The following is a 25961-nucleotide window of genomic DNA, read 5'->3' on the forward strand; positions in this document are numbered from 1 at the left end:
GCATCAGTCCTGAAGCACAGGGGCCTTGTCGATCCGGCTGAGCGGCTCGTTCACGTCGAAGACAATGGCGCGGATGCCCGAGACGCCGAAGCCATGCAGTCGCGCGCTGTGCATCTCGATGTAGCGTTCGGCGTCGGCACGGTTGCTGAAACCGTAGATGCCACCCGCCAGCCCCTCGGCCTCGTTCTCGGTCCAATATTTGAAGAGGAAGCCCGGTTCCTCCGCGATGGACCGGGCAAGCCCTTCCATCGCGGCCGCCATTTCCGCGCCCCACGGCCCCGCGAAGGGGAAATCCACCTGCAGGATGGTAATCGACATGGACTTTTTCCTTCCAGCCTTCAGTCTGCCGCCAGCGCCTCTTTCAGGCCGGGCGCATAGTCCGCACCATGCGGCACCTTCGCGGAGGATGCCTTCACCGTATCCCCGATCGGTTCGGCGCGGCCGCCAATGCAACGGGCGAGGAAATTCTCGGTGATGGCCATGAAGGCGATGTTGTTTTCCGGCCGCGCGAAGCCATGCCCCTCGTCAGGATAAAGGACATAGGTGACCGGGATGTTCTTCGCCTGCATGGCCGCCACGATCTGGTCGCTTTCAGCCTGCTTCACGCGCGGGTCATTGGCGCCCTGCCCGATCAGCAGCGGCTTGCGGATGCGGTCGGCATGAGTCAGCGGCGAACGCTCCTTCAGCCAGGCGCGGCCTTCCTCGGTATCAGGGTCGCCCATGCGGCTGATGAGCTGCCTGCGGAAGCTTTCCCAATAGGGTGGCACGGTGGACAGCAGAGTCATCAGGTTCGACGGGCCGACAATGTCCACCCCGCAGGCGAAAGTGTCGGGCGTGAAGGTCAGGCCGGCAAGCGTCGCATAGCCGCCATAACTGCCCCCCATGATCGCGATCTTCCCGCGATCGGCATAGCCGCCGGAAACGGCCCATTCCACTGCATCGAGCAGATCGTCATGCATCCGGCGGCCCCACTCGCCGTTGCCGGCATTGGTGAAGGCCTTGCCGAAACCGGTGGAGCCACGGAAGTTCACCTGCAGCACGCCATAGCCGCGATTGGCGAGGAACTGGGCCTCCCGGTCGAAGCCATAGGCATCGCGCGCCCAGGGGCCACCATGCACCAGCAGCACCATGGGCAGCGGGGTAGACGGCTTTTCACCGGCGCCCGGCGGCAGGGTGAGGTAGGAAACCAGCATCCTGCCATCGCGCGAGCGGATTTCGACCGGGCGCATTGTCGCCAGCGGCGCGCCGACAAGTTCGGGCCGGCTTTCGAACAGCTTCGTCAGCGTTCGCGCCTTGCGATCGTAAAGCCAGCTGGCCGAAGGCACATTGCTGTTGTCGGTGGCCAGCACCCATTTGTCATCGGCATCGGTGCGCGCCGAAAGCAGCCAGCGGCCCAGTTCGGCATCGAGAAAGGCGATGTCCTGCTTCACCGCCTCGTCGAGCACTTTCCACTCGGGCTTCAGATAATTGACCGCCACGGCTTCCAGCCGGCCGGTCACCGGGTGGATCAGCACATTGTCCACATCGGCGCGCGGGTCCTCGGCAAGCAGCGTCATGCGGCCGCTCTCATAGTCCATGGCCCAGGCAGCCGCCGTGTCGCGACCGCGCGCGTCAATCCAGTAGAGCGTCTTTCCATCGGCGGAAAAGCCGAAGGGCTGGGTTGTCTGGCTGTCATCTAGGCCGTGCGTCAGGAAAGGCTCCGCATCCACCACGCCATCGCGCATGCGGAAATAATCCTGACCGCCGGCGGCATTGGGGCGGATGGCGACCCTGAGGGCGAGATCCTCGTCGGCGATGAAGCCGGCATAGCCGTCATTCTGCTGCACCAGCGTGAGCGCGCCGGTCGCAAGATCGAGGCTGTGCACATCGTGCCAGCGCTGGTCGCGGTTGTTGAGGCCGACGAGGATCCGGTCCTTCACCCGGTGCGACGTGCCGACAAGCTGCACCATCGTCTTGTCGAAGGGGGTGAACAGCTTCGTGTCCCCGCCTTCGGGCCTGACGCCATAAAGCAGGAAATCCTCATTCCCGCCGCGGTCGTTGATGAAGAGGATCATGCTGCTGTCGGGCGACCAGAAATGCTGGCGGATGGGGCGCGAAGCCTCGCCCGTCAGCACACGCGCCTGATCCGGGCTGCCAGCGGGGGCCACCCAGATGTTGAGCACGCCGTTGGAGGGGGCGATCCAGCTGAGCCACCGGCCGTCGGGTGAAAGGCGCGCCTGCACGCGGCTGGGGTTTCCGAAAAGGCGGTTGCGTTCGATAAGGGGGGCTTCGGTCATTCCGGCTCCACTATGTGACGGCATCGGCTGGGCGTGCAGGGGGGCAGCGGCCAGAACCGCAAGCCCGGCCAGGAAAAGCGTTTTCATATAATGTCTCCCGCTATGTCCGCGACGGCCCCCTCAGCCCGGCGCAGGGGGAGACTCTAGCAGCGGGCCACTGAAAGAAAAGGGGCGGGAACCAATGGTCCCCGCCCCGATCCTTCAGCAGTTCGGCTGGATCAGAAGTCCATGCCGCCCATGCCACCCATGCCGCCCATGCCGCCGGGCATGCCGCCGGCCGGCTTGTCTTCCGGCAGTTCGGTGATGGTGGCTTCGGTGGTGATCAGCAGGCCGGCAACCGAGGCTGCATCCTGCAGCGCCGTGCGGACGACCTTGGTCGGGTCGATGACGCCAGCGGCCACCAGATTCTCATAGACATCCGTCTGGGCGTTGAAGCCGAGCGTGGTATCATTCGATTCCAGCAGCTTGCCAGCAACCACCGCGCCGTCATGGCCAGCGTTGGCAGCGATCTGGCGAACCGGCGCCTGCAGCGCGCGACGGATGATGTCGACACCGCGGGTCTGATCGTCGTTGGCGCCCTTCAGGCCATCGAGGGCCTTGGTGGCATAGAGCAGCGCCGTGCCGCCGCCGGGAACGATGCCTTCTTCCACCGCAGCGCGGGTGGCATGCAGGGCATCGTCAACGCGGTCCTTGCGTTCCTTCACTTCGACTTCGGTCGCGCCGCCAACCTTGATGACGGCAACGCCGCCGGCGAGCTTGGCAAGACGCTCCTGCAGCTTCTCGCGGTCATAGTCGCTGGTGGTCGTCTCGATCTGGGCGCGGATCTGTTCCACGCGGCCCTTGATGGCGCTTTCCGTGCCCGAGCCATCGACGATGGTGGTGTTGTCCTTGTCGATCGTGACCTTCTTGGCCTGACCGAGCATCGGAAGGGTGACGTTCTCGAGCTTGATGCCGAGGTCTTCCGAGATGACTTCACCAGCCGTCAGGATCGCGATGTCTTCAAGCATCGCCTTGCGGCGATCGCCGAAGCCCGGCGCCTTGACGGCGGCGATCTTCAGGCCGCCACGCAGCTTGTTGACGACGAGGGTCGCCAGCGCTTCGCCTTCGACATCTTCGGCGATGATGAGGAGCGGACGGCCAGACTGCACCACGGCTTCGAGGATCGGCAGCATCGACTGCAGGTTCGAGAGCTTCTTCTCGTGGATGAGGATGTAGGGGTTTTCGAGTTCCACCTGCATCTTCTCGGCGTTGGTGATGAAATAGGGGCTGAGGTAGCCGCGGTCGAACTGCATGCCCTCGACGACATCCAGTTCGAAGTCGAGGCCCTTGGCCTCTTCCACGGTGATCACGCCTTCCTTGCCGACCTTTTCCATCGCTTCGGCGATCTTTTCGCCGACGACGGTGTCGCCATTGGCCGAAATGATGCCGACCTGGGCAATCTCGGAGGAGTTGGCGACCGGCTTGGAGCGGCCCTTCAGGTCTTCGATGACCTTGATGACAGCGAGGTCGATGCCGCGCTTCAGGTCCATCGGGTTCATGCCGGCTGCAACCGACTTCAGGCCTTCGCGAACGATCGCCTGGGCCAGCACCGTGGCGGTGGTGGTGCCGTCACCGGCAATGTCGTTGGTCTTGGACGCAACTTCGCGCACCATCTGGGCGCCGAGGTTCTGATACTTGTCCTTGAGCTCGATTTCCTTGGCGACGGAAACGCCGTCCTTGGTGATGCGCGGCGCGCCGAAGCTCTTTTCGATGACGACATTGCGACCCTTCGGGCCGAGGGTCACCTTCACGGCGTTGGCGAGAATGTCCACACCTTCGAGGATGCGTTCGCGGGCGTCACGCCCGAACTTCACGTCCTTGGCTGCCATAGTTCAATATCCTTGCTGTCTTGTTGGGCGATGAATGGAGGAAAGAGCCTCAGGCGAGAACGCCGAGGATGTCGCTTTCCTTCATGATGATCAGGTCTTCGCCGGCAACCTTGACTTCGGTGCCGGACCACTTGCCGAACAGGATGCGGTCACCCACCTTGACGTCAAGCTCCACACGGGCGCCCTTCTCGTCGCGGGCACCCTTGCCGACGGCGATGACTTCGCCTTCCTGCGGCTTTTCCTTGGCAGAGTCGGGGATGATGATCCCAGCGGCCGTCTTTTCCTCGGCCTCGACACGGCGGACAAGCACGCGATCGTGCAGCGGGGTAAAGCTCATGGATATTCCCTCTTGTCGCTTGTGTTGGAAGCCACGGGCCAGGCGACCGGGCCCGAAGCTTTTAGCACTCACGCTTGGCGAGTGCTAACGAAAGGGCAGATAGGCATGGCGGCCTGGGTGGTCAAGGCCCGCGCATGCATGAAATTTTGATGAAAAGGCCCGGCAGCAGGGCCTTTTTCAACCCGCGACGCGGGCGCTCCCGTCTGCATCGAGGGCATAGCCGGCCGAGCGCACGGTACGGATGATGTCGGGCAGATTGTCCTGGTTTATGGCCTTGCGCAGGCGACGGATATGCACATCGACCGTGCGCTGCTCTACATAGACATCGCGCCCCCAGACGGCATCGAGCAGCTGCTCGCGGCTGAAGACGCGTCCGGGATGCTCGAGGAAGTGCCGCAGCAGGCGGAATTCCGTCGGCCCCAGCTGAACCGGCACGCCATCGCGTGTGACCTTGTGGGCCGATGTGTCCATCACCACGCCGCCATGCTCCAGATGGCCGCCGGACAGAGCCGGCCGCAGGCGCCGCAGCAGCGCCCGCACGCGGGCCACCAGCTCGCGCGGGGAAAAGGGCTTGGTCACATAATCGTCCGCTCCGGTCTCCAGGCCGCGGATACGGTCCGTCTCCTCGGCGCGGGCCGTCAGCATGATGATGGGCAGCGAGGCTGTTTCCGGCGCGCGACGCAGCCGGCGGCAGACTTCGATTCCCGAAAGATTGGCGATCATCCAGTCGAGTATGACGAGATCGGGCTGCTCTTCCTCGGCCAGCACCAGCGCCTCCTCGCCATCGGGCGTGGTGACGACGGAAAAACCTTCACGGTCGAGATTGTAGCGGATAAGCTCGACAAGGCTGCTGTCATCCTCGACGAGAAGGATCTTGGGGCGCATGTCAGTTGCCGCCCGCCTCGTCGACGGCGATCGACGCAGTCTCGTCGGTCTTCGGACGCTCACCCAGGTCCTGCCCAGTCACCGAGAAATAGACCATTTCGGCGATGTTCGTCGCATGGTCACCGACACGCTCGAGGTTCTTGGCGATGAACAGAAGATGGGCCGAGGGCGTGATGTGATGGGGGTTTTCCATCATGTAGGTAAGCAGCGTGCGGAACAGCGAATTGTAGAAATCGTCCACGATCCGGTCCCGCTCGGCGACCTGGCGGGCAAGCTGGGGGTCCCGGTCGACATAGCTGTCCAGCGCGTCACGCACCATCGAGCCCGCCGTCTTCGCCATTTCCGGAATGATGACAGCCGGGCCGACCGGCGCGCCCTGAGTCAGCACCGGCACGCGCTTGGCGATGTTCTTGGCATAATCGCCGATGCGTTCGATGATGGCCGACATCTTGAGCGCAGCGATGATTTCGCGCAGATCGTCGGCCATGGGCGCGCGCAGCGCGATGATAGTGACGGCCAAGCGCTCGGCTTCCACTTCCAGCCGGTCAAGCTCGGCGTCACGCGCGACGACCAGTTCCGCTGCATCGACATCGCGACGGACCATGGCATCGACGGCATCCTTCACCTGGCTTTCGGCCAGTCCGCCCATCTGGGCGATCAGGCTGCGCAGTTCGTGGATCTGCTCGTCGAAGGAGCGGACAGTGTGTGCGGTGGGTGTCTGCGGCATTGATCGCTCCCCTCAGCCGTAGCGGCCGGTGATATAGTCTTTCGTCCGCGTTTCGCGCGGGTTGGTGAAGATCTCGCGCGTGTCGCCATATTCCACCAGCGTGCCGAGGTGGAAAAAGGCCGTCTTCTGGCTGACGCGGGCGGCCTGCTGCATGTTGTGCGTGACGATCACGATGGCATAGCGTCCGCGCAGTTCGTCGATCAGTTCCTCGATCTTGGCGGTCGCGATGGGGTCGAGCGCCGAGGCCGGCTCGTCCATCAGGATCACCTCGGGGTTCACCGCGATCGCGCGCGCGATGCACAGGCGCTGCTGCTGCCCGCCCGAAAGCGCGGTGCCGCTGTCGAGCAGCCTGTCCTTCACTTCATCCCACAGGCCGGCGCGGCGCAGCGACTGCTCGACGATGATGTCGAGATCGGGCTTCTTCTGGGCAAGACCGTGGATGCGCGGCCCATAGGCCACATTCTCATAGATGGATTTCGGGAAGGGGTTGGGCTTCTGGAAGACCATGCCCACCCGCGCGCGCAACTGGACCACGTCCATGTCGGGTGAATAGATGTCTTCGCCGTCAAGCTCGATCTTCCCCGTCACCCGCGCCGACGCCACCGTGTCGTTCATGCGGTTCAGGCAGCGCAGGAAGGTGGACTTGCCGCAGCCCGACGGGCCGATGAAGGCGGTCACGTCCTCGTTCGAGACATCGATCGAAACGCCCTTCAGGGCCTCCGTCTCGCCATAGGAGACGCGAACATCGCGCGCTGTCATCTTGGGCTTCGACGGCGACGCCTTCGAAGCTGCCGCGGATACGGCCATCATGCCAATTTCGTTCACCAGCGCACCTCGAACCTGTTGCGGAGATAGATGGCGAGACCGTTGATCGCGAGAAGGAACATGAGCAGCACGATGATCGCGCCGCTGGTCTTCTCGACGAAGCCCCGCGAGACATTGTCGGACCAGATGAAGATCTGCACCGGCAGCACGGTTGCCGGCTGTTCAAGCCCCTGGGGGGCGGATGTCAGGAAGGCCCGCATGCCGATCATCAGCAGCGGCGCCGTTTCCCCGAGCGCGCGTGCCATGCCGAGGATCGTGCCGGTCAGCATGCCGGGCAGCGCCAGCGGCAGCACATGGTGGAACACGACCTGCACCGGGCTGGCGCCCACGCCGAGCGCTGCGTCACGGATGGACGGCGGCACCGACTTGATGGCCGCGCGGCTGGCGATGACGATGACCGGAAGCGTCATCAGGGCCAGTGTCAGGCCGCCGACGACAGGCGCCGACCGCGGCATGTTGAGCGTGTTGAGGAACACGGCAAGGCCCAGCAGGCCGAAGATGATGGAGGGAACGGCTGCGAGATTGTTGATCGACACCTCGATCACGTCGGTCCAGCGGTTGCGGGGCGCGAACTCCTCCAGATAGACGGCCGCCAGAACACCCACGGGGAAGCTGATCAGCAGCGTAACGAGCACGGTGAGGAAGCTGCCCTTCAGGGCGCCCCAGATGCCGGCAAGCTCGGGGTCGACGGAATCCGAACCGGTGAGGAAGCTGATGTTGAGGCCTGTGCGGATCTGGCCCGCTTCGGCCAGCGTCTTCCACATGGCGACTTCGGCATCAGACACGGGGCGGTCGCCTTCGTCGGCGTCGAGGTCGATCCCGCCCTTCGCCATCTGGTCGATGCTAGAGGTGGAGATAAGCCACATATCGCGCGTGCTGCCGATGACCGACGGATCGGCAATGACTGCTTCGCGCAGGGCAAGCCACGCCGCTTCCGAAACGATCTCGACGCTGGTTCCATGCGAGCGCTCGAGGGAATCCGTGAGGATGCCCTGATAGTTCGCGCGGGAAACGGCCTGCGGGTCGCTGCGCGCCTGTTCCTCGGTCAGTTCCAGGCGGGCCGGATCGAAGGTGACGGGCACGGCCACCTGTGTCTGCCGGAAGGCGTTCCAGCCATCGGCCACGATCGTTCCCATCAGGAACAGCAGGAAGCCGACAGCAATGGAGATGGCGACCATCCCCATCGTGCGGAAATTGCGTTCCGCACGGTATCGGCGGCGGATGCGCGCCTGCATCTCGGGCGAGGACCAGGCGGTCGGCGCCACGGCTGCTTTCTGAACGGCCTCAGTCATAGGCTTCCCGATATTTGCGCACGACGGACAGTGCGTAGATGTTGAGCGCAAGCGTGACGAGGAACAGAACCAGCCCCAGGGCGAAGGCCGACAGGGTCTTGGCGCTGTCGAATTCCTGGTCGCCTGTCAGCAGGGCCACGATCTGGGCCGTCACGGTGGTCACGCTGTCGAACGGGTTGGCGGTCAGCTTGGCGGCAAGGCCGGCGGCCATCACCACGATCATCGTTTCGCCAATGGCGCGCGAGACGGCAAGAAGCACCCCGCCCACGATACCCGGAAGCGCTGCCGGGATCAGCACCTTGCGGATCGTCTCCGAAGGCGTTGCCCCCATGGCGAGGCTGCCATCACGCATGGATTGCGGCACGGCGGCCAGCGCATCATCGGCCATGGAGGAAACGAAGGGGATGATCATCACCCCCATCACGAGGCCCGCGGCAAGCGCGGATTCGGAAGACGCATTGGAAATGCCGATGGAAAGCGCGAAATCCCGCACCGCCGGCGCAACGGTAAGCGCTGCAAAGAAGCCGTAAACGACGGTCGGCACCCCGGCCAGCACTTCAAGCACCGGCTTTGCCACGCGGCGGAAGCCGGGGGCTGCATATTGGGTGAGATAGATCGCTGTCATCAGGCCGAGTGGAATGGCGACGATCATGGCGATGATGGCGCCGATGAACACCGTGCCCCAGAAGAGCGGCACGGCCCCGAAGGCGCCGGACGACCCGACCTGGTCGGCCCGCATCGCGGTCTGCGGCGACCACTGGGTTCCAAACAGGAACTCGACCGGGCTGACCATCTGGAAGAAGCGGAAGCTTTCGAACACGAGGCTCGCCACGATGCCGAAGGTGGTGAGGATGGCGACGAGGGAGGCGACCACAAGAAGCAACATCACCATCCGCTCGACCCGGGTGCGGGCGCGGAAATCCGGGCGCAGGCGGCTCCAGCCCCACAGCCCGCCCATCAGGCCAAGCGCGATGGCAGCGCTTCCGAACATCAGGCCATAACGCCAGGATGCCGCCTTCCAGACGCGGGCCGCCTCTTCGGCGTTGGCGCTGAACGCCTCGGCATAATCGCCGCGCACAAGGCCGCGCACTTCCGAGAAGAAGGCCGCGCGGTCGAGACCCGTCTCAGGGCGCGCTTCCGGCGGGAGGGCCGCCAGCACTTCGCGCGAGACCAGCCCTTCCCCGAAGATTGCCCATGCAATCAGGATGAGGAATGAGGGCACGAGGGCGAAGACCGCCACGTAGGCGCCATGATAATTCGGGCGCGAGTGGACAGCGCCGACCCGCGATCCACCCGCCATCGCATAGGAAAGACCGCGCTGGCGGCCAAACCACCAGCCCAGCGCGCCGAGCGCCAGAACAGCGGCGAAAGCAATCGTCCCGTTCATTTCGCCAGATCCTCAGCCTTCAGCGGCACAAGCCCGGATGCCCGCGCGTGATTCGCTTCGCGCACATCCTCGGGCGAAGCGACAAGGCCGCGCCGCTGCAGATAGCCGCCGGGGCCCCAGGCACGCTCGCGGGTATATTCATCGAGGAACTCCCGAAGCCCGCGGATTGCACGCACATGCTGCGCCTTCACATAGATGAACATCGGCCGCGCGGCCGGATAGGTACGGTTCGAGATGGAGTCATAATCGGCCTGCACGCCATCGATCGGCACGTCGCGCAACGTGTCGAGATTGGCATCAAGGAAGCTGTAGCCGAAGGCGCCGATGGCGTTGGGGTTGGCGGCCAGTTTCTGGACGATCAGATTGTCATTCTCACCCGCCTCGACATAGGCGCCGTCCTCGCGGATCTTTTCGCAGACGGTCTTGTAGCGGCTTTCGTCGCTTTTCTTCAGTTCCTTCATCGACGGGTCGGTGTTGCAGCCGGCCAGCATGTAAAGCTCGTTGAAGCTGTCGCGCGTGCCGGAGGTGGGCGGCGGGCCGATGACCTCGATGCGGATGGCGGGAAGCGACGGGTTCACATCCTGCCAGGTGCGCGCCGTCTGCAGCTTGCCGAACGGCTCGGCTGCCAATGCCGCATAGACATCGCGCAGGCTGAGCGAGAAAGGCGTTCCGCCTTTGCCCTGCGCCAGCACCAGCCCGTCAATCCCCACCTGGATCTCGACCACTTCGGTGGCGCCATTCTTCGCACAATCCTCAAGTTCTGATGGCTTGATGCGACGAGAGGCGTTCACGATGTCAGGGTGGCGCGAGCCAACGCCGCCGCAGAACAGCTTTATGCCGCCGCCCGTGCCGGTCGATTCGACGATCGGCGCCGGGAATTCCGGGTGGTTGCGGCTGAAATTTTCCGCAACGGCCGTGGTGAAGGGGAAGACTGTCGAGGAGCCGACGATCCTGATCTGGGTGCGCGAATCGGAGCAGCCCGCCAGAAATGCCAGCGTGGCGGCCGCGAGTGCGAATTGTCCAAACCTTCGCGCCTGCACCAGTTTTCCCCTTGTGACAGCCCAGTTTCCGGCCTTTTGACGGGCCATGATATCGCAAAGCCGGCACCACCGGCTTCGGTCGCAGCCGCTCTAGCGCCCGACGGTGCGGCTTATGTTACATCCCCGTTTCGGTTTTGTGACAGTGCCGGCCCGGCAATCGCAGTGGCTGTAACAGAAGCCTGGGCGGCCAGCATCGTCGGCAGCAGGAACGAGACCGTCGTGCCGATACCCTGCCGGCTTTCGATCTCGAGCCGGCCGCGATGCCGCTCGACGATATGCTTCACGATGGCGAGCCCGAGCCCCGTCCCCCCCATGGAGCGGGACCGTCCGGTGTCGATGCGGTAGAAACGCTCTGTCAGGCGCGGCAGGTGCTCGGGGGCTATGCCCTCCCCTTCGTCGGAGACGCTGATGCGCACCATGTCTGCCGCACGCCCGGCCGGCCCATGCTCCAGCGTTGCCGAGAGCCGGATAGGCGTTCCCTCCCGGCCATATTTCAGGGCGTTGGAAACAAGATTGTGGAGGACCTGGAGAATCTGGTCGCGGTCGGCCACCACCTGCGGCAGATCCGGGGCCACCGCGATGTCGAGGCGACGGCCATCCGCCTCCAGGCGCATCGCCAGCGTCTTGCCCACATCGGACAGGATCGGCGCGAGATCGAGCATGGTCTGCGGCCGGACATATTTGTCCAGCTCGATCCTCGAGAGCGACAGAAGATCATCGATGAGGCGCGACATGCGCGACGCCTCGCGGCCCATGATATCCAGAAAGCGCGCACGGGCCGGCGCATCGTCGGCGGCAGGCCCCTGCAGGGTCTCGATGAAACCGGAGATGTTCGCCAGCGGGGTGCGCAGCTCGTGGCTGGCATTGGCGACGAAATCGACCCGCATCCGCTCGGTGAGACGGGTCTGGGTGATATCGGTGAAGCCGAGGAGGAAGGTGCCGTCCTCCAGCCCTGCAACCCGCACGCGGAAGGCGCCGTCCTGCGATCCGAGGCCCGTCACCTCACGCAGGACCGGGCTTTCCCCCAGCATGCCCAGTCGCACCGCATCGATGACGACAGGATGGCGCACGGTCTGCCTGAGATCCCCGCCGACGATCCGGCGACCGAACATGGCCTGGGCGCCTTCATTGGCTGCCAGCACCCGCCAGCCCGGCGATGCAAGGATCGCAGGGTCAGCGAGGGCGGCGATCGAAACCCGGTCGCCATCGTCACGGCCTGTTTCCTGAACCCTGCCGGGCTTCGGCTGCATCTCTGCGTCTCCCTTCACGTGCGGCTGAACCGGAACGCGATAGAGGAGCAAGATGACGATCAGGAGTATGGGCCCCCAGAGATATGGCGCGAGATCGGCCGCATGGGACAGCGCACCGAAGCCGAAGGCCAGAAGGGCCGCCAGCGCCAGGCTGGCCCGGTGCAGGGATTCCACCGTCAGGCCTGGCCGCGAAACCGCCGCACGACTTCGGCGCCCATCTGCCCCATGGCATCGAGCAAGGCGTCCGGATCCTGGCGCTTCAGGTCGAGGAGCGCCATGTCGGCGCCGCCGCTGGCGCCCACGGGAATCTCGCGCAGGCCGCGCGCAAAACCGTCGAGGATGATGGCGGCGGCTTCATCCGGCGTGATGCCGGCGTCGACATCATCCGGGCTGTCCCCCTTGGGGGTGCCGTCGGACGTGAGCGCGCGCTTGCCGATCTCAGTCCGCACAAGGCCCGGCACGATTGTCGTCACCCTGACGCCGCGATGGCCGACTTCGGTTCGCAGCGCATCGAAAAAGCCCATCACCGCGTGCTTGGCAGCGGAATAGCCGGTGCGCTGGGGAGACCCAACCTTGCCGGCGATGCTTGAGACGACCGACACATGGCCTTCGCCGCGCGCCAGCATGGCAGGCAGCACCAGCTTCGTAAGCGCGACGGGGGCGAAATAATCCACCTCCATGATCCGGCGATAGACATCCATGCCGGTATCCTCGGCAAGACCGCGCTGGGAAATGCCGGCATTGTTGATCAGCAGGTCCACCCGGCCGGCATGGTCGACCACGGCAGGAAGGACTTCGTAATCCGTCACCTCGAACGGCAGGATCACATGGTCGGGAACATCGGCGGCAACCGCCGCCAGCGCATCGCGGTTGCGGCCCGAAAGGATCACTGTCGCGCCTGCCTTGCCGAACGCCCGCGCAAGCCCGGCGCCGATGCCCGAGGATGCACCCGTGATCCAGATGCGCTTGCCTTCGAATGCCATCACAATCCTCCTCCCGTCATGAAGCCCCAGGGCGGCACCACCGGCGCCTTCAGGAGCATGGGGTGCACGAAGGTGACGAGCGCCCACAGCGCCACGCCCCCCGCCACCGGAACGAACCCCGGCCAAAGGGCCGAAAGCGGCTGGCGGCGCGAAAGGATCGCGCCCAAAGGCCAGTAGCTGGTCTGTGCCTCATAGGCGGCCCAGGCAGAGCCGAGCTGGTGGCGCTTCTTGCCATCCTGCAGGCGTGCGCCCGCCAGCGCCAGAATGCCGATTCCGGCCGCCATGATCACGGTCGGCAGGTTGCCGGACAGGGTTGCATGAACGGCCGCCCACAGGCCGAAGGCCCACATCATGGGATGGCGCGTGATCCTGAGAACGCCGCTGGCCGGCCGGTTGCTGGCCGGAACACCCGCAAGCGCCTTGTTGGCCGGAGTCAGCGATCCGACGAACAATATGGCAGCCAGCAGCATCACCAGTGTCGAGACATGCCAGAAGCCGATCGGCGCGACCCACAACAGCCTGTCAGGCGTTGCGCGATAGGCGTGGACGGCGCCCGCCAGCAGCGCCAGCGACAGCAGGGAATAAAAAGCCTGAAAGCCCTTTTCCCCCAGCCTTGCCACCAGCACATCCCGCAGTGGCGGGTTGGCGAGCAGCATGTGGCTGGCGACAAAGGCCAGCAGAAGCGCAACGAACAGCAGCATGGCAATTCCTCCCTCGTCCTTCCGCCGGCGCCCGCTTCCCCATGAATGGGGAAATGGCCCGCACGGCGTCTCCCTCGCCGTGCGGGCCGGATGACAGGCCTAGCGGCTGTAGCTTTCCGGCAGGCGCGTCCTGTCGCGCCCCGGTGCGTAACGCCGCGCCAGCTTCGACTGCCGGCTTTCAAGGGATTGCGGCTGCCCCCCGATCACCACATGCTCGGCATGGGTCGAAAGCTCGAGCGGGTCGCCGGACCAGACGACGATATCGGCAACCGCGCCCGGGCGCAGAACCCCGCGGCCCTGCAGCCTGAAGATTTCGGCTGGCGCGCTGCTGATGGTGGCGAAGGCATCGGCCCATTCCAGCCCGATGGCGCCGGGCACGCGGCCCTGCGCAACCAGATTGCCGGCATAATGGGGCAGAAGCCGCGGCTGGAAGCTGGCATCGAGATCGGGCGTGCCGAGCGCCACCTTCACGCCGGCGCGCACCATGCGCCCCACGTTCGACATGGTGGCGCCAAGCGCTTCAAAGCGGCCGGGCAGATTGTCCATGCCCAGCGTGATCACCGGCACCCCGGCGCGGGCGATCTCGTCGGCCACCATCCAGCCCTCATTCGCCGAGACGAGCACGAGCTTCAGGCCCGGATAGAGGGCAGGCAGCTTCAGCACCTGCCTTATGTCGGACGCGCGATCCACCCGAACCAGCAGCGGCTGCGTGCCGCGCAGCACCGCCACGAGTGCTTCGGCATCCTCGCGCGTGAGCCGCAGGTCGCGGCTCTGGTCCCGTTCACCGGCGCGGCCGGCCGTCACACGCTTAGCCTCGTCCAGCGCGTTCACGATTTCCGCCCAGGCCGCAGCGCGCGAGCCGCCGGCAAGCCGCGCACCCTGTTCACCATAGGCAAGATACTGGAAGGCGCGTGGCTTTGCGGGGGATGCTGCACCATCGGCCATCGAAAGCACCAGCCCCTGCCCGGCAAAGAGCGTGCGTCCGGGCGCCGGGCCGACGACAGCCGTCGTCACGCCTTCGGCGCGCGTCACGGGGATGGAGGTTTCAGCCGGGTTGATGACGACATCGAGCTGCAGCGCCGCCGAGGCAGGCGACTGGCGTGCCGAAACATCATTGGCGCTGTCGTCGCCATGGACTTCGGCAGCGCCGATCTGGCTGATGCCGGCAATCACGCCGGGCGTCACCCATTTGCCGCGCGCGTCGATCTGGCGATAGCCGGCCGGCACCGGCGCGCCCTGCGGCTGCACAGCAACCACCTTGCCGCCGGAAAGCAGCAGGGTGCCGCCTTCCACGGGCTGGCCGGCGTTGGTCACGACCTTGCCGCCCACGATCGCCAGCCGTTCCTGAGCCATGGCGGGCACCGCCGCGCCGATCATCAGTGCGAGAACGAGTTTCCTCACTTGCGGTCTCCTTCGCCAGGCTGGCCGAGTTCGAAATCGCTCACCGGCCGCCGCGCGGGATCATCCGTGTCATAGAGAAGCGCGCCATCGACCCAGACTTTTTCCGGCCGTGAATAGACAGAAAGCGGGTTGCCGTTCCACAGCACCACATCGGCCTGCTTGCCGGGTTCGAGCGAACCGACCTTGTCGGCGATGCCCAGCGCCTTTGCCGGGTTGATGCCAACCCAGGTCCAGGCTTCCTCGTCGGCAATCTCGATGCCCATGCGGCGGCCATTGGCCAACGCCTTGGCGGTTTCCTGGTTCAGGCGCTGGATGCCATGGGCATCGTCGGAATGGGTGATGGCGCAGCCGCCGGCCGCGTGAATGAACGGCAGGTTTTCCTGGATGCCGTCATAGCTTTCCATCTTGAAGCCCCACCAGTCGGCCCAGAGGGCGGCGCAGATGCCTTCCTCGCGCAGCAGGTCGGCGATCTTGTAGGCTTCGACCGCATGGTGGAAAGCCGTGACCTTGTAGCCGAATTCCTTCGACATGGCGATCACATTGGCCATTTCGTCAGCCCGGTAGCAATGGTTCTGGACGAGTATGTCCCCGTCAAGCACCTGCGCCAGCGTTTCCATCTGCAGGTCGCGCTTCATCGGGCCCTTGGCCTGCTTCAGGCGCTGCTGATAGTCGCGCGCATTGGCCCAGGTCTGGCGCATCATCGCCACATTGCCCATGCGGGTGCCGGGCATCTGGTTGCGCGTGCCATAGACCCGCTTGGGGTTTTCGCCACAGGCCATCTTCAGGCTCCAGGGCGCGCCGGGCATCAGCATGTCCTGGGCAGTACGGCCATAAACATTCTTCAGCGTCGCGCCACGGCCGCCGAACAGGTTGGCGGAACCGGGAAGCACATGCAGCACCGTCACGCCGCCGGCCAGCGCCCGCGCAAAGCCCGGATCCTGCGGCCAGACGGAATGAATGGCCCAGACTTCCGGGCGGACAGGGCCCGTCACTTCATTGCCGTCGGAATGGGCGGGAACGCCCGGCGATGGATAATCGCCAAGGTGGCTGTGGATATCGATGATGCCGGGCGTCACATGGCGGCCAGCGCCGTCGATCACGGTCGCGCCGGCTTCATCGACGCTCTGGCCGATGGCCGCCACCTTGCCGTTCTCGAAGCGGATGGCGCCATTGTCGATGCGCCCGCCCTTGCCGTCGAAGATGACGACATTGCGGATGACGGTCGGCACGCCCGGCCAGGGGCGGTAAGTCGAGCCATGGGCCGACTCCGCCGAAGGCAGGCTGCCCGGCAGGGTTGGCGCGGGGCCGGTGGACGCCGTCGCCCCCTGGCCCGCGCCGGTTGTCGCGCAACCGGCAAGAAGCAGGGCCATCGCCCCCACGAGTGACAATCGCATCAGTTCACACTCCCAGTGCGGGTTCCGGCTGCCTGCGGCTCCCCGATTTCGGATTTGCCCGGTACATCGGCATCCTTCAGCGTTTCAAGGTGCATCAGCCTGCGGATGAGCGGCGAGACGAGAATGACCGCTACCCCCACGCCGACGGCCAGCCAGCCGACATTGGAATAGACGGTGATCACCTGAGTCGTGCCGGCGCCCTCGGCCCCTTCGGCGCCGGTGGCGGCTGCGATCAGGCCGGCGGCGAAATTGCCGGTGGCCGATGCGAAGAACCATGTGCCCATGATCAGCCCGGCCATGTGGGCGGGGGCCAGCCGGTTCATGGCCGAAAGCCCGACAGGCGACAGGCAAAGCTCGCCCGTGGTGTGCAGCAGGTAGATGAGGAAGATGAAGATCACCGGGGTCAGCCCGTCTCCGGCGGAAGTCGCCCCCCACACCAGCACCAGGAAACCTAGGCCCAGCTGCACGATGCCAAGACCGAACTTGGCCGGGGCCGAAGGCTCCAGCCCGCGCCTGGCCAGCAGCAGCCACAGGCTGGCGAACAGAGGCGCCAGAAGCACGATGTAGATGGCGTTGATCGACTGGAACATCGCCGCCGGCACTTCGAAGCCGAAGATGCTGCGATCCACGGAGCGGTCGGTGAAGAGGTTGAGGGAAGACCCCGCCTGCTCGAACAGCGCCCAGAAAAGGATCGAGCCGAGGATCAGGAACATGGCCGCGAAGATGCGGTCCCTGTCTTCACGCGGAAGCCGCGCGACAGCAGTGAAAAGCACATAGCCGACGAGAATGGCGCCAGCCGCGCCAAGCAGCCAGCCGACAATGGCCTGATTCTGCACCAGCACCCAGCAGATCAGCACCGCCACGATACCCAGCGCATAGAGCAGCCATTCGAACGGCACGCCCGCCACGCGGCGTGCAAGGGCGGCCTTGTCAGGCGCCTCGCCGCGCCCTTCCAGCCAGGGCTTGCCGATCACGAAGACGATGAGGCCCAGCAGCATGCCGAAGCCGGCAGCCCCGAAGCCCCATGCCCAGCCATGGGTCTGCCCCAGATAGCCCGCCCCCAGCGCCCCCATGGCGGCGCCCAGATTGATGCCCATGTAGAAGATCGTATAGGCCGGGTCACGGCGCGGGTCGGTGCGGCCGTAAAGCTGGCCCACGATCACCGAGATATTGGCCTTCAGGAAGCCCGAGCCGACGATGATGAAGGACAGCGCCAGCCAGAAGGCGTTGATCGCCGGATCGGTCTGGCCGCCATTGCCCTCGATGGCCATCAGCCCGTGGCCTATGGTCAGCAGCACGGCGCCATAGAGAACCGCCTTGCGCTGCCCCAGATAGCGGTCGGCCAGATAGCCGCCGATCACCGGGGTGATGTAGACCAGGGCGGTATAGGCGCCATAGATGACGCTCGCCTCGCTGTCGGAATAAAGCCAGTGCTGGACGAGATAGAAGATGAGCAGCGCGCGCATCCCGTAATAGGAAAAGCGCTCCCACATTTCGGCGAAGAAAAGGACGAAAAGCCCGCGGGGGTGGCCAAGCCAGGTCTGGCGGCCCTCCTCTCCCACGGCATCTGTGGTCAGTTCGGTCACGCGGATCTCCCTGCGTCGGTCGCCCCTCTGCCGGGGGCGCCCCTGTCATGCCCTGTTGATGCGGGCGAAGCCCTTCCCATGCAAGCCGGAAAACCGGCCAAGCGGGCAGCCAATTCGCCCCACCCTGCCAAAAGCCGCATTGGCGCGCGGCGAAAGCGGTGGCAACAAGGCGGGGAAGATCATCAAGATTGCCCAAGGACAGGAACGCATGGCCGACCAGACCGACGCCCCTACTCGCTTTACCGGCACCGAACGCTATGTCGCCACAGACGACCTGAAGGTGGCCGTCAACGCAGCGGCAACGCTCAGGCGCCCGCTTCTGGTGAAGGGGGAACCCGGAACCGGCAAGACCGTGCTTGCCCATGAAATCTCGAAAGCGCTCGATGCGCCGCTTCTGGAATGGCACATCAAGTCCACCACCAAGGCCCAGCAGGGGCTTTACGAATATGACGCCGTCGCCCGCCTGCGCGACAGCCAGCTCGGCGACCCGCGCGTCGCGGACATTTCCAACTACATCCGCCGCGGCAAGCTGTGGGAGGCCTTCACGGCCCCGAAGCTTCCTGTTCTCCTGATCGATGAAATCGACAAGGCAGACATCGAGTTCCCGAACGACCTCCTCCAGGAACTCGACCGGATGGAGTTCAACGTCTACGAAACCGGCGAGACGGTGAAGGCCGCCCAGCGCCCGATCGTCGTCATCACCTCCAACAACGAGAAGGAACTGCCCGACGCCTTCCTACGGCGCTGCTTCTTCCACTACATCAAGTTCCCTGACCGCGAGACGATGCAGTCCATCATCGACGTGCACTTCCCCGGTATCCAGAAGGCCCTCGTGCGCGAGGCGCTGACCATCTTTTACGACATCCGCGACGTGCCGGGCCTGAAGAAGAAGCCCTCCACGTCCGAGCTTCTGGACTGGCTGAAGCTGCTTCTCCACGAGGATCTGCCGCTCGACATCCTGCAGTCGCGCGACCCGAAGAAGCTGATTCCGCCGCTGCATGGCGCGCTTCTGAAGAACGAGCAGGACGTGATGCTGTTCGAGCGCCTCGCCTTCATGGCCCGGCGCGGCCCCACGGCCTGAGCAACAGGCCCGGCCTGAAATCACCCCCGGCGCCTCAGTGGGGCGTCGGGGGTTTTTCGTGCGGGTCCATGGCCGTCTCAGCTGCCATGGCGGCAACGTCCAGCACTGCATCAATGATGGCGCCGGGTGCTTCGCGGATCATCATGTGCCCGCTTTCGTCGACGATCCGCGCCATGCCCCGGCTGGAGCGCGCCGCGATCTCGCGGTGAAGGCCATGCCAGAAGTCGCGGGCCGCCCCTTCCCAGCCCCGGCCAGCCGTCAGCGCAACGAGGGGCAGATCCCCGAGGGAAGCCGGAAGCCCTTCCGAAGTCGCGCCGCCAAGCGTTTCCAGTTCGGAAAGCCGGGCCGCCCAGCGCGCGACGGGATGTTCCGTCCGGCAACGGGCTGTCTCGGGCGTATCGGCTATCGGCCCCGCCTGCGCCAGCCCGAGGCATTCGGCAGCCCGCGCGCGCAGGCCCTCAAGCGATCCGGCCCCCGGCCCGGCAACGGCAGCAAAGCGCGCTTCCTGCCATTCGACACTGCTGTCCACGAGCACCATGCCGGCGACCGAATCCGGCCGCAGCGCCTGGAAATGGCGCACGTAAAGCCCGCCCGCCGAATGGCCGACAAGGATATAGGGGCCGTCTATGTTCGCCGCGCCCAGGGCGGAATCGAGATCGCGCGCAATGGCCGGCCCGTCCCGCGGCATCGGGCCGGCATCGCTTTTGCCTGAGCCGGCGCGATCATAGGCGCAGACAGGCAAATGGCGCGAAAGCGGGCCGATCACCTGCGCCCAGGCCCTGCTGTCTGCAGACCAGCCGCTTTCGAGAATCACGATCGGCCTCGCAGCCGGCCGCCCTGCCCTGCCAGCGCACCAGAAATTCATCTGCCGCCCATCGTCCAGCCGCACGGCCATGTCGCGCGGTTCGGCGCGTGCGGCATAGCCCGGCAACAGGAAGAGCAGAAGCACTGGCAAAAGAATGCGCATGAGTCGCATCCTGCCCTGTGCCGGGCCACAGGGGAACCGTCCTTGCGGCCAGACGTGGCCGCGCCCATTCCCGGATGCGCGCGCTGATGCTAAACCTCTGGCAAAGCTTCAGGAGCCAAAGCCATGCCCGTTCTGCCAGCGCCCGTCCGTCACCCTGCCCTCCCCGTCATTGGCGTGCGGCGCCTTGTTGCAGGCGTCGCCCTTGCGCTGGCGCTGGCAGGCTGCGCCGCGACTCCGCAGGCCGATGTGCTGCGCTTTCACGCCGGCCAGCCGATCGTGCGCGGAACCGTGGCGATGCAGCCTCTGCGCACCGACATGGCCGGCAGCCTCGAATTCCGCGCGCAGGCCGATGCTGTCGCCCGACAGCTTCGCGAGCAGGGCTTCGTGCCTGTCGAGGATGCGGGGGCCGCCCAGTTCCACGCGCGCATCGACCTGACGATGGCCGAACGCACGGCCGCGCCGCGCAAGTCCGGCTTGTCCATCGGGATCGGGGGTGGATTCGGCAGCGGGAATGTCGGGATCGGCACCAGCGTGCGTGTTCCGGTGGGCGGGAAGCCGGGCCCCGAAGTCGCCGTCACGACAACGCTGGCCGTGCAGATCAGGGAGAATCCCGGCGGCAAGGCGATCTGGGAAGGCCGCGCCAGCATCGACAGCTCGGGCCGCGACAGGATGCGGGGAACAGCCGCCGCCGAAACGCTCGCAAAGGCCCTTTTCCAGAACTTCCCCGGACCATCCGGCAAGACGGTCCGGGTGCCGGCAGGCTGAAGGGCAGCCGACTGGCGGGCTGACCAGCGGGCTGGCTGGCAGCCCCGGCTCAGCCCGCGAGCGTGTAGCCGGCGAAGCGCTCGCGCAGCGCGATCTTCTGGATCTTGCCAGTCGCGGTGTGGGGGATTGAATCCACGAATTCCACTGCATCCGGCATCCACCAGCGTGCGATCTTCCCTTCCAGATAGCCGAGGACATCCTCGGCCGAGACATCGGCGCCTTCCTTGCGCACGATGATGAGAAGTGGCCGCTCATCCCATTTGGGGTGGGCAACCCCGATGACCGCAGCCTCGGCCACGCCGGGGCAGCCGACAGCCAGATTCTCGATCTCGATGGAGGAAATCCATTCACCGCCGGACTTGATCACATCCTTCGAGCGGTCGGTGATCTGCATGTAGCCCTGCGGATCGATGGTGGCGACATCGCCGGTATCGAACCAGCCATCCGCATCGAGGATGGTGCCACCATCGCCCCTGAAATAGGATTGGACGATCCATGGGCCGCGCACCATCAGCCGCCCGAAGGCGTGGCCGTCACGCGGCAGTTCGCGCCCTTCGTCGTCCACCAGTTTCAGCTCCACGCCGAAAATGCCGCGGCCCTGCTTGCACTTCAGGTCGATCTGGCGCTCGCGTGGCAGCTTCAGGGCCTCGGCCGAAAGCGAGCCGATGGTGCCCAGCGGTGTCATTTCCGTCATGCCCCAGGCATGGCAGACATCGACGCCATAGCGCTCCTCGAAGGTTTCGATCATGCTGCGCGGCGCCGCCGAACCACCGATCACCACCCGTTCCAGCGGCTTCAGATCGGTGCCGGTGGCATCGAGATGCTGCAGCATGCCAAGCCAGATGGTGGGCACGGCCAGCGTCATGGTGACAGCTTCCTGCCGGATCATGCGGGCGATGGTCGGCGGATCGAAATGCGGACCGCACAGCACCAGCTTCGCGCCGGCGGCAGCTGCGGCATAAGGCACGCCCCAGGCATTGGCGTGATACATCGGCACCACCGGCAGCACGACCGTGCGCGAGCGAATGTCGAGCACATCGCCCATGCAGGCGCCATAGGCATGCAGGACATTGGCGCGGTGGGAATATTGCACCCCCTTGGGGTTTCCCGTCGTGCCCGACGTATAGCAGAGGCCCGAAGGCGCGGTTTCGGGCACTTCCGTCCATGCCGTGTCGGCGTCCTCGCCACGGATCAGATCCTCGTAGCACAGAAGGTCGAGGTTGCTCTCCTTCGGCATGTGGCCGCTGTCGGTCAGCAGCACATATTTTTCGATGGTGGTGAAGCGGGGCGCCAGCTTTTCCACCAGGTCGACGAAGCTGAGGTCGAAGAAGAGGACGCGATCACCGGCGTGATTGGCGATATAGACGATCTGGTCCTCGAACAGGCGCGGGTTGATGGTGTGCGCCACTCCGCCCATGCCGGATATGCCGTACCAGCTCTCGACATGGCGGTGCGTGTTCCATGCCAGCGTCGCCACACGGTCGCCGGGCTTCACCCCCATCCGCCGCAGGGCGGCCGCCACCTGCTTCGCGCGGCCCTGCACATGCCGCCAGCTGGTTCGCACCTCATGGCCTTCGCAGGTCAGGCTCACGATCTCCCGGTCGCCATGGTTCAGTGCGGCGTGATCAATCAGCTTCCAGACGTTCAGCGGCCAGTCCTGCATCGTGCCGTGCATTCGGATCTCCCTCGATACCCTCTGCCACTTCTCTAGCCGCGCCCGCACCGCCCTGCAAAGGGCAAGAGCAGCTCAGGTACGGTCTTGACAGCATGAGAACAAAAGATGAACATCGCTATATCGAATCGCCCCCTGAAGGGAAATCACGATGATTGAAGGCCATGATATCGCGCCGATTGCCGCCCTTGCCGGGCCGCTCGCCCTTGCCGCCCTGCTGCTGCTGAATGCGCTGTTGCTGTGGCCGATGCGCCACAAGCTGTCGCGTGCGCTCGGCGGCCCGGCCCATCGGGCTGGCCGGCTGATCGGGAATCCGTCCGGCAACCCGCAGACCCGGCCCCTCAGGCCGCACGGGACGCGGGCGCTTCACCGCGCCGCGTCCGCCTTTCAGGCAAGACTCGCAGCCTGAAAGACCGGCAGCGTCCATCTGTCCGGCTTGAGTGAAGTGCGAGCGGCCAGGAGTGTCAGGTGGCCGCTGGAGGCCCTGATCCGGCTTCACCATTCACCGCCGCTTCGGCGCGCCGCTGGCGGCCATAGCTGATCGAGGCGAAGGGGAATGCCAGCGCATAGGCCGCGCTGACAGCGAACAGCGTCATCCAGGGCCGCTGCCCCAGGGCCGCGGCAAACAGGCCCACCCCCACCAGCAGCAGCAACCGGGCATTGCGCGGAACCCGCAGGGATTTGAAGCTCCAGCCCGGAAGCGCCGAAACCATCAGGAAGGCTGCGAGCGCCGTCGCCACGCCAGTGATCGTGCCACGCAGCACAGGGTCGGCATCGAGGCTGTTGTCCGTCGCGAGGGACCAGAACAGCGGGGCCAGCGCGATCCCGGCACCTGCCGGGGCTGGAACGCCCGTTGTAAAGCCGAGGCGCTTCTTGGGCAGATCCTCCTGGTCGATCGCGGTGTTGAACCGCGCCAGCCTGAGCGCGCAGCAGACCGCCAGCGACAGGGCTATCACCCAGCCCAGCGGCCCAAGCGCATTGAGCGCCCAGAGATAGAGGATGAGTGCCGGCGCAAGGCCGAAGGCGGTGACATCCGACAGCGAATCCAGCTCGGCTCCGAAACGGCTGGTGCCGCGAAGCAGGCGCGCGATGCGCCCATCCACGCCATCGAGGGCAGCCGCGATCACGATGGCCGCGGCCGCCTTGTCATAATCCCCCGAAATGGCGAAGCGCACGCCCGTCGCGCCGGAGCACAGGGCAAGCATGGTGACGGCATTGGGAATGAGCGCCCGGACCGGAATGGCAGGAAGCGGCGATTGTTCACCCATTCCCCGCTCCGTCATGCCCGGGGGCCGGGCTGTGCCGGGGCGCGGTCGCGCGCGGCCAGCACGGTTTCACCGGCAACAGCACGCTGCCCCTTCACCACCTGCGGCGCATAGCCTGCGGGCAGGAAGACATCGACACGGCTTCCGAAGCGGATCAGGCCGATCCGCTGGCCGGTGCCGACAATCCCGCCCTCGCGCACGAAGGCGATGATTCGCCGTGCAACCAGCCCCGCGATCTGCGTGATGCCGACACGGGTGCCATCGGCAGCTTCCACAAGCATGTACTGGCGCTCATTCTCCTCGCTCGCCTTGTCGAGTTCGGCATTGAGGAAGGCGCCCGGCACATAGGCTACACGGCGGACGGTGCCGGGGATTGGCGTGCGGTTGATGTGCACATCGAAGACGGACATGAAAACCGAAATGCGGGTCGCCGTGCCGGGGGCAAGCAGCCCGTCGCCAACCAGCTGGCGCGGCAGCTCCACCTCGGTGATCTGGCTGACCAGCCCGTCGGCCGGAGACAGGATCAGCCCGTCCCCCACGGGGGACGCGCGCTTGGGATCACGGAAGAAGGCGAGGATGAAGACAGTCAGGGCAGTCAGAATCCAGCCGAATGTCGTCCATCCGGCGAAAAAGGCGAACAGCGCGAGTGCGCCCGAAAGCCCACCGAACCGAAAGCCTTCGCGGTGCACGGAGGGCCATTGCCAGCCAGCGGGTTCCGGCCCGGCGGCATGCGGGGCAAGCGGAGGCCTGCCGGCGGCGACCGACGGCGCAGGGCCTTCCGCGGCGACCGGCGCTTCAACAGGCGTCTCGGCCACAGATGACGCAGGCTCATCGCGCACAGGCTCCGGCGCGGCTTCAGCCTCCTCTGCGGCAGGGGCGGGCGCGGCTACGGGCATGTGCCGCGCATCCTGCGCCGGCGTGTCAGCCTTGGCCGGCACCTCGGCCGGAACCTCGCCGGGCATCGGCCCGGTGGCGGCAAGTTCTTCGGGTGCCAGAGGCAGTTTCTGCTGTTCGCTATCAGACATGCTTCCAAAGTAAGCACAAAGGCGACGCACCGAAAGGGCTGTTGCGACGTTCGTGGTGCTTTTGCGCGAACGAAAGCGGGGCTAAGGGGTCGGTCATGGCTTCCCCTTCCTACCATCAGCCGGCTCTCTCGCCGCCCACGGCCCGCCCGCTTGCCCTAGCCCGCTGGCTGTTTTCCGTTGCTCTGCTCGTCTTCCTGATGGTCGTCGTCGGCGGCATCACGCGGCTGACCGAATCCGGGCTTTCCATCACGGAATGGAAACCCATCACCGGCGCCATTCCGCCGCTCAGCGATGCCGCATGGCAGGCCGAGTTCGACAAATACCGCCAGATCCCTGAATATCAGTTGATAAACAAGGGTATGAGCCTCGATGACTTCAAGTTCATCTATTTTTGGGAATGGATCCACCGCCAGCTCGGGCGGCTGATCGGGCTGGCCTTCGCCATGCCGCTTGCCTGGTTTGCCCTTCGCCGCGCCATCCCCGAGGGCTATGGCTGGCGGCTGGTTGCGCTGCTGGCCCTTGGCGGCTTCCAGGGCGCCATCGGCTGGTGGATGGTGGCCTCGGGCCTCGTCGATCGCACGGATGTCTCGCACCTCCGTCTGGCGGCCCATCTTCTCACGGCGCTTTTCATCCTTGCCGGGCTTATATGGACTGCACTCGATCTCATGGCGCTGCGGCGCTCGGCCCGCGCCAGGCCGGCGCGCCTTACGGGATTCGGCGTCCTTGTGGCCCTCATTCTGTTCCTCCAGTTGCTCGTAGGCGCCTGGGTGGCGGGTCTGAACGCCGGCTATGCCGCCACGGACTGGCCGCTGATGAACGGCACCGTCTTTCCCCACAGCGTCAACTGGCAGGGGCTGTCGACCTTCGTGAACGACCCGTTCCTCACCCATTTCGTCCACCGCTGGTGGGCGTGGGTGGTGGTGCTCGCGCTTGTCATTCTGGCGCGGCGCGTGCGCAGGCTGGGCCACCGCGCCATTTCGGTGGCTATCCACAGCGCCTTCGGAATCCAGATCCTGCTGGGCATCGCCGTGGTGATGACAGGCATGAACATCACGCTTGCCGTCCTTCACCAGGCGGTCGGCGCCCTTGTCGTCGCCAGCACGGCCTGGGGCATCCACGCCCTTGGCCGCCGGCCCGCCTAGCACAGCCACGGGAAAAGGGGCGCGGCCGCGCTGTCCGCCCTTGAGGTATCATTTTACCACAGGCTGAATCTGTTGATTTCCGGGCAGGTCTC

Annotated in this window: 24 protein-coding genes; 4 read left to right on the forward strand and 20 right to left on the reverse strand. The window is 65.5% G+C overall.

All coding sequences use genetic code 11. From position 1 onward, the window contains the following. Nucleotides 1–3 precede the first annotated feature (3 nt). The 16 genes from ACUJ46_RS07330 to ACUJ46_RS07405 all read right to left on the reverse strand — a co-directional run bounded on the left by ACUJ46_RS07330 (nucleotide 4) and on the right by ACUJ46_RS07405 (nucleotide 17952). Nucleotides 4–318, reverse strand: a complete 315-nt coding sequence (locus tag ACUJ46_RS07330) for a monooxygenase (RefSeq protein WP_445389813.1) — start codon at nucleotides 316–318, stop codon at nucleotides 4–6. A gap of 20 nt (nucleotides 319–338) precedes the next feature. Next, nucleotides 339–2363 carry a S9 family peptidase gene (locus ACUJ46_RS07335; RefSeq protein WP_445389814.1) on the reverse strand — a complete coding sequence of 675 codons (2025 nt, stop codon included), beginning with the start codon at nucleotides 2361–2363 and terminating at the stop codon, nucleotides 339–341. A gap of 131 nt (nucleotides 2364–2494) precedes the next feature. Then, nucleotides 2495–4144: a chaperonin GroEL gene (gene groL, locus ACUJ46_RS07340; protein ID WP_445389815.1), complete on the reverse strand. Its 1650-nt coding sequence runs from the start codon at nucleotides 4142–4144 to the stop codon at nucleotides 2495–2497. A gap of 49 nt (nucleotides 4145–4193) precedes the next feature. Further along, a complete protein-coding gene (gene groES / locus ACUJ46_RS07345) occupies nucleotides 4194–4481 on the reverse strand; it encodes a co-chaperone GroES (RefSeq protein WP_445389816.1) in 288 nt (95 codons plus the stop codon). A gap of 177 nt (nucleotides 4482–4658) precedes the next feature. Continuing rightward, nucleotides 4659–5366, reverse strand: coding sequence for a phosphate regulon transcriptional regulator PhoB (gene phoB / locus ACUJ46_RS07350; RefSeq protein ID WP_445389817.1), 708 nt, complete (start codon nucleotides 5364–5366; stop codon nucleotides 4659–4661). A 1-nt stretch (nucleotide 5367) separates the two neighbouring features. Continuing rightward, the gene (gene phoU, locus ACUJ46_RS07355; RefSeq protein WP_445389818.1) at nucleotides 5368–6093 is read right to left on the reverse strand and encodes a phosphate signaling complex protein PhoU; all 726 of its coding nucleotides are present in this window, start codon (nucleotides 6091–6093) and stop codon (nucleotides 5368–5370) included. Between the two features lie 12 nt (nucleotides 6094–6105). Continuing rightward, nucleotides 6106–6900 (reverse strand): phosphate ABC transporter ATP-binding protein PstB, encoded by a 795-nt coding sequence (gene pstB / locus ACUJ46_RS07360; protein ID WP_445390144.1) that lies wholly within the window; start codon nucleotides 6898–6900, stop codon nucleotides 6106–6108. A 14-nt stretch (nucleotides 6901–6914) separates the two neighbouring features. Then, entirely contained in the window at nucleotides 6915–8210 is a 1296-nt protein-coding gene (gene pstA / locus ACUJ46_RS07365) for a phosphate ABC transporter permease PstA (RefSeq protein WP_445389819.1), read from the reverse strand. After that, on the reverse strand, nucleotides 8203–9597 hold the full coding sequence (gene pstC / locus ACUJ46_RS07370) for a phosphate ABC transporter permease subunit PstC (protein WP_445389820.1): 1395 nt from the start codon (nucleotides 9595–9597) through the stop codon (nucleotides 8203–8205). Before pstC ends, pstA begins: the two co-directional genes overlap by 8 nt. Then, nucleotides 9594–10685, reverse strand: coding sequence for a substrate-binding domain-containing protein (locus ACUJ46_RS07375; protein ID WP_445389821.1), 1092 nt, complete (start codon nucleotides 10683–10685; stop codon nucleotides 9594–9596). Before ACUJ46_RS07375 ends, pstC begins: the two co-directional genes overlap by 4 nt. 62 nt (nucleotides 10686–10747) lie before the next feature. Beyond that, entirely contained in the window at nucleotides 10748–12061 is a 1314-nt protein-coding gene (locus tag ACUJ46_RS07380) for a sensor histidine kinase (RefSeq protein WP_445389822.1), read from the reverse strand. Between the two features lie 2 nt (nucleotides 12062–12063). Further along, a complete protein-coding gene (locus ACUJ46_RS07385; protein WP_445389823.1) occupies nucleotides 12064–12870 on the reverse strand; it encodes an SDR family NAD(P)-dependent oxidoreductase in 807 nt (268 codons plus the stop codon). Next, complete coding sequence (locus tag ACUJ46_RS07390) at nucleotides 12870–13571, reverse strand: NnrU family protein (RefSeq protein WP_445389824.1); 702 nt, start codon at nucleotides 13569–13571, stop codon at nucleotides 12870–12872. Before ACUJ46_RS07390 ends, ACUJ46_RS07385 begins: the two co-directional genes overlap by 1 nt. A 99-nt stretch (nucleotides 13572–13670) precedes the next feature. Beyond that, the gene (locus ACUJ46_RS07395) at nucleotides 13671–14972 is read right to left on the reverse strand and encodes an amidohydrolase family protein (protein WP_445389825.1); all 1302 of its coding nucleotides are present in this window, start codon (nucleotides 14970–14972) and stop codon (nucleotides 13671–13673) included. After that, entirely contained in the window at nucleotides 14969–16366 is a 1398-nt protein-coding gene (locus tag ACUJ46_RS07400) for an amidohydrolase (protein ID WP_445389826.1), read from the reverse strand. The genes ACUJ46_RS07395 and ACUJ46_RS07400 overlap by 4 nt, the downstream gene beginning before the upstream one ends. Continuing rightward, nucleotides 16366–17952 carry a peptide MFS transporter gene (locus ACUJ46_RS07405; RefSeq protein ID WP_445389827.1) on the reverse strand — a complete coding sequence of 529 codons (1587 nt, stop codon included), beginning with the start codon at nucleotides 17950–17952 and terminating at the stop codon, nucleotides 16366–16368. The genes ACUJ46_RS07400 and ACUJ46_RS07405 overlap by 1 nt, the downstream gene beginning before the upstream one ends. A 208-nt stretch (nucleotides 17953–18160) precedes the next feature. Here ACUJ46_RS07405 and ACUJ46_RS07410 point away from each other — a divergent pair, with 208 nt between their 5' ends. Further along, entirely contained in the window at nucleotides 18161–19033 is an 873-nt protein-coding gene (locus tag ACUJ46_RS07410) for an AAA family ATPase (RefSeq protein ID WP_445389828.1), read from the forward strand. Nucleotides 19034–19067: 34 nt separating this feature from the next. On the opposite strand, the gene ACUJ46_RS07415 is transcribed toward ACUJ46_RS07410, so the two are convergent. Beyond that, complete coding sequence (locus ACUJ46_RS07415; protein ID WP_445389829.1) at nucleotides 19068–20000, reverse strand: alpha/beta fold hydrolase; 933 nt, start codon at nucleotides 19998–20000, stop codon at nucleotides 19068–19070. 123 nt (nucleotides 20001–20123) lie between these two features. Between ACUJ46_RS07415 and ACUJ46_RS07420 the strand changes: the two genes are divergently transcribed. Then, the gene (locus ACUJ46_RS07420) at nucleotides 20124–20765 is read left to right on the forward strand and encodes a DUF4136 domain-containing protein (protein ID WP_445389830.1); all 642 of its coding nucleotides are present in this window, start codon (nucleotides 20124–20126) and stop codon (nucleotides 20763–20765) included. A 49-nt stretch (nucleotides 20766–20814) separates the two neighbouring features. Here ACUJ46_RS07420 and ACUJ46_RS07425 read toward each other — a convergent pair whose 3' ends face one another. Beyond that, complete coding sequence (locus ACUJ46_RS07425; protein ID WP_445389831.1) at nucleotides 20815–22440, reverse strand: long-chain fatty acid--CoA ligase; 1626 nt, start codon at nucleotides 22438–22440, stop codon at nucleotides 20815–20817. Nucleotides 22441–22588: 148 nt separating this feature from the next. Between ACUJ46_RS07425 and ACUJ46_RS07430 the strand changes: the two genes are divergently transcribed. Beyond that, entirely contained in the window at nucleotides 22589–22846 is a 258-nt protein-coding gene (locus ACUJ46_RS07430) for a hypothetical protein (RefSeq protein ID WP_445389832.1), read from the forward strand. Nucleotides 22847–22901: 55 nt separating this feature from the next. Here the strand turns inward: ACUJ46_RS07430 and ACUJ46_RS07435 are convergent, their stop codons facing one another. Together ACUJ46_RS07435 and ACUJ46_RS07440 are read right to left on the reverse strand one after the other, a co-directional pair. Beyond that, complete coding sequence (locus ACUJ46_RS07435; protein WP_445389833.1) at nucleotides 22902–23705, reverse strand: CDP-alcohol phosphatidyltransferase family protein; 804 nt, start codon at nucleotides 23703–23705, stop codon at nucleotides 22902–22904. Nucleotides 23706–23716: 11 nt separating this feature from the next. Further along, nucleotides 23717–24727, reverse strand: a complete 1011-nt coding sequence (locus tag ACUJ46_RS07440) for a phosphatidylserine decarboxylase (protein WP_445389834.1) — start codon at nucleotides 24725–24727, stop codon at nucleotides 23717–23719. A gap of 95 nt (nucleotides 24728–24822) precedes the next feature. Between ACUJ46_RS07440 and ACUJ46_RS07445 the strand changes: the two genes are divergently transcribed. Continuing rightward, nucleotides 24823–25869 carry a COX15/CtaA family protein gene (locus ACUJ46_RS07445; protein WP_445389835.1) on the forward strand — a complete coding sequence of 349 codons (1047 nt, stop codon included), beginning with the start codon at nucleotides 24823–24825 and terminating at the stop codon, nucleotides 25867–25869. Nucleotides 25870–25961 lie beyond the last annotated feature (92 nt).

It is taken from the genome of Sandaracinobacteroides sp. A072 (genome assembly GCF_052616365.1).

What these genes read in the sequence shown, in the direction of transcription:
- ACUJ46_RS07330 (WP_445389813.1), bottom strand. Translation starts at nt 318, where the DNA reads ATGTCGATTACCATCCTGCAGGTGGATTTCCCCTTCGCGGGGCCGTGG.
- ACUJ46_RS07335 (WP_445389814.1), bottom strand. Translation starts at nt 2,363, where the DNA reads ATGAAAACGCTTTTCCTGGCCGGGCTTGCGGTTCTGGCCGCTGCCCCC.
- groL (WP_445389815.1), bottom strand. Translation starts at nt 4,144, where the DNA reads ATGGCAGCCAAGGACGTGAAGTTCGGGCGTGACGCCCGCGAACGCATC.
- groES (WP_445389816.1), bottom strand. Translation starts at nt 4,481, where the DNA reads ATGAGCTTTACCCCGCTGCACGATCGCGTGCTTGTCCGCCGTGTCGAG.
- phoB (WP_445389817.1), bottom strand. Translation starts at nt 5,366, where the DNA reads ATGCGCCCCAAGATCCTTCTCGTCGAGGATGACAGCAGCCTTGTCGAG.
- phoU (WP_445389818.1), bottom strand. Translation starts at nt 6,093, where the DNA reads ATGCCGCAGACACCCACCGCACACACTGTCCGCTCCTTCGACGAGCAG.
- pstB (WP_445390144.1), bottom strand. Translation starts at nt 6,900, where the DNA reads ATGGCCGTATCCGCGGCAGCTTCGAAGGCGTCGCCGTCGAAGCCCAAG.
- pstA (WP_445389819.1), bottom strand. Translation starts at nt 8,210, where the DNA reads ATGACTGAGGCCGTTCAGAAAGCAGCCGTGGCGCCGACCGCCTGGTCC.
- pstC (WP_445389820.1), bottom strand. Translation starts at nt 9,597, where the DNA reads ATGAACGGGACGATTGCTTTCGCCGCTGTTCTGGCGCTCGGCGCGCTG.
- ACUJ46_RS07375 (WP_445389821.1), bottom strand. Translation starts at nt 10,685, where the DNA reads ATGGCCCGTCAAAAGGCCGGAAACTGGGCTGTCACAAGGGGAAAACTG.
- ACUJ46_RS07385 (WP_445389823.1), bottom strand. Translation starts at nt 12,870, where the DNA reads ATGGCATTCGAAGGCAAGCGCATCTGGATCACGGGTGCATCCTCGGGC.
- ACUJ46_RS07390 (WP_445389824.1), bottom strand. Translation starts at nt 13,571, where the DNA reads ATGCTGCTGTTCGTTGCGCTTCTGCTGGCCTTTGTCGCCAGCCACATG.
- ACUJ46_RS07400 (WP_445389826.1), bottom strand. Translation starts at nt 16,366, where the DNA reads ATGCGATTGTCACTCGTGGGGGCGATGGCCCTGCTTCTTGCCGGTTGC.
- ACUJ46_RS07410 (WP_445389828.1), top strand. Translation starts at nt 18,161, where the DNA reads ATGGCCGACCAGACCGACGCCCCTACTCGCTTTACCGGCACCGAACGC.
- ACUJ46_RS07415 (WP_445389829.1), bottom strand. Translation starts at nt 20,000, where the DNA reads ATGCGCATTCTTTTGCCAGTGCTTCTGCTCTTCCTGTTGCCGGGCTAT.
- ACUJ46_RS07420 (WP_445389830.1), top strand. Translation starts at nt 20,124, where the DNA reads ATGCCCGTTCTGCCAGCGCCCGTCCGTCACCCTGCCCTCCCCGTCATT.
- ACUJ46_RS07425 (WP_445389831.1), bottom strand. Translation starts at nt 22,440, where the DNA reads ATGCACGGCACGATGCAGGACTGGCCGCTGAACGTCTGGAAGCTGATT.
- ACUJ46_RS07430 (WP_445389832.1), top strand. Translation starts at nt 22,589, where the DNA reads ATGATTGAAGGCCATGATATCGCGCCGATTGCCGCCCTTGCCGGGCCG.
- ACUJ46_RS07435 (WP_445389833.1), bottom strand. Translation starts at nt 23,705, where the DNA reads ATGGGTGAACAATCGCCGCTTCCTGCCATTCCGGTCCGGGCGCTCATT.
- ACUJ46_RS07440 (WP_445389834.1), bottom strand. Translation starts at nt 24,727, where the DNA reads ATGTCTGATAGCGAACAGCAGAAACTGCCTCTGGCACCCGAAGAACTT.
- ACUJ46_RS07445 (WP_445389835.1), top strand. Translation starts at nt 24,823, where the DNA reads ATGGCTTCCCCTTCCTACCATCAGCCGGCTCTCTCGCCGCCCACGGCC.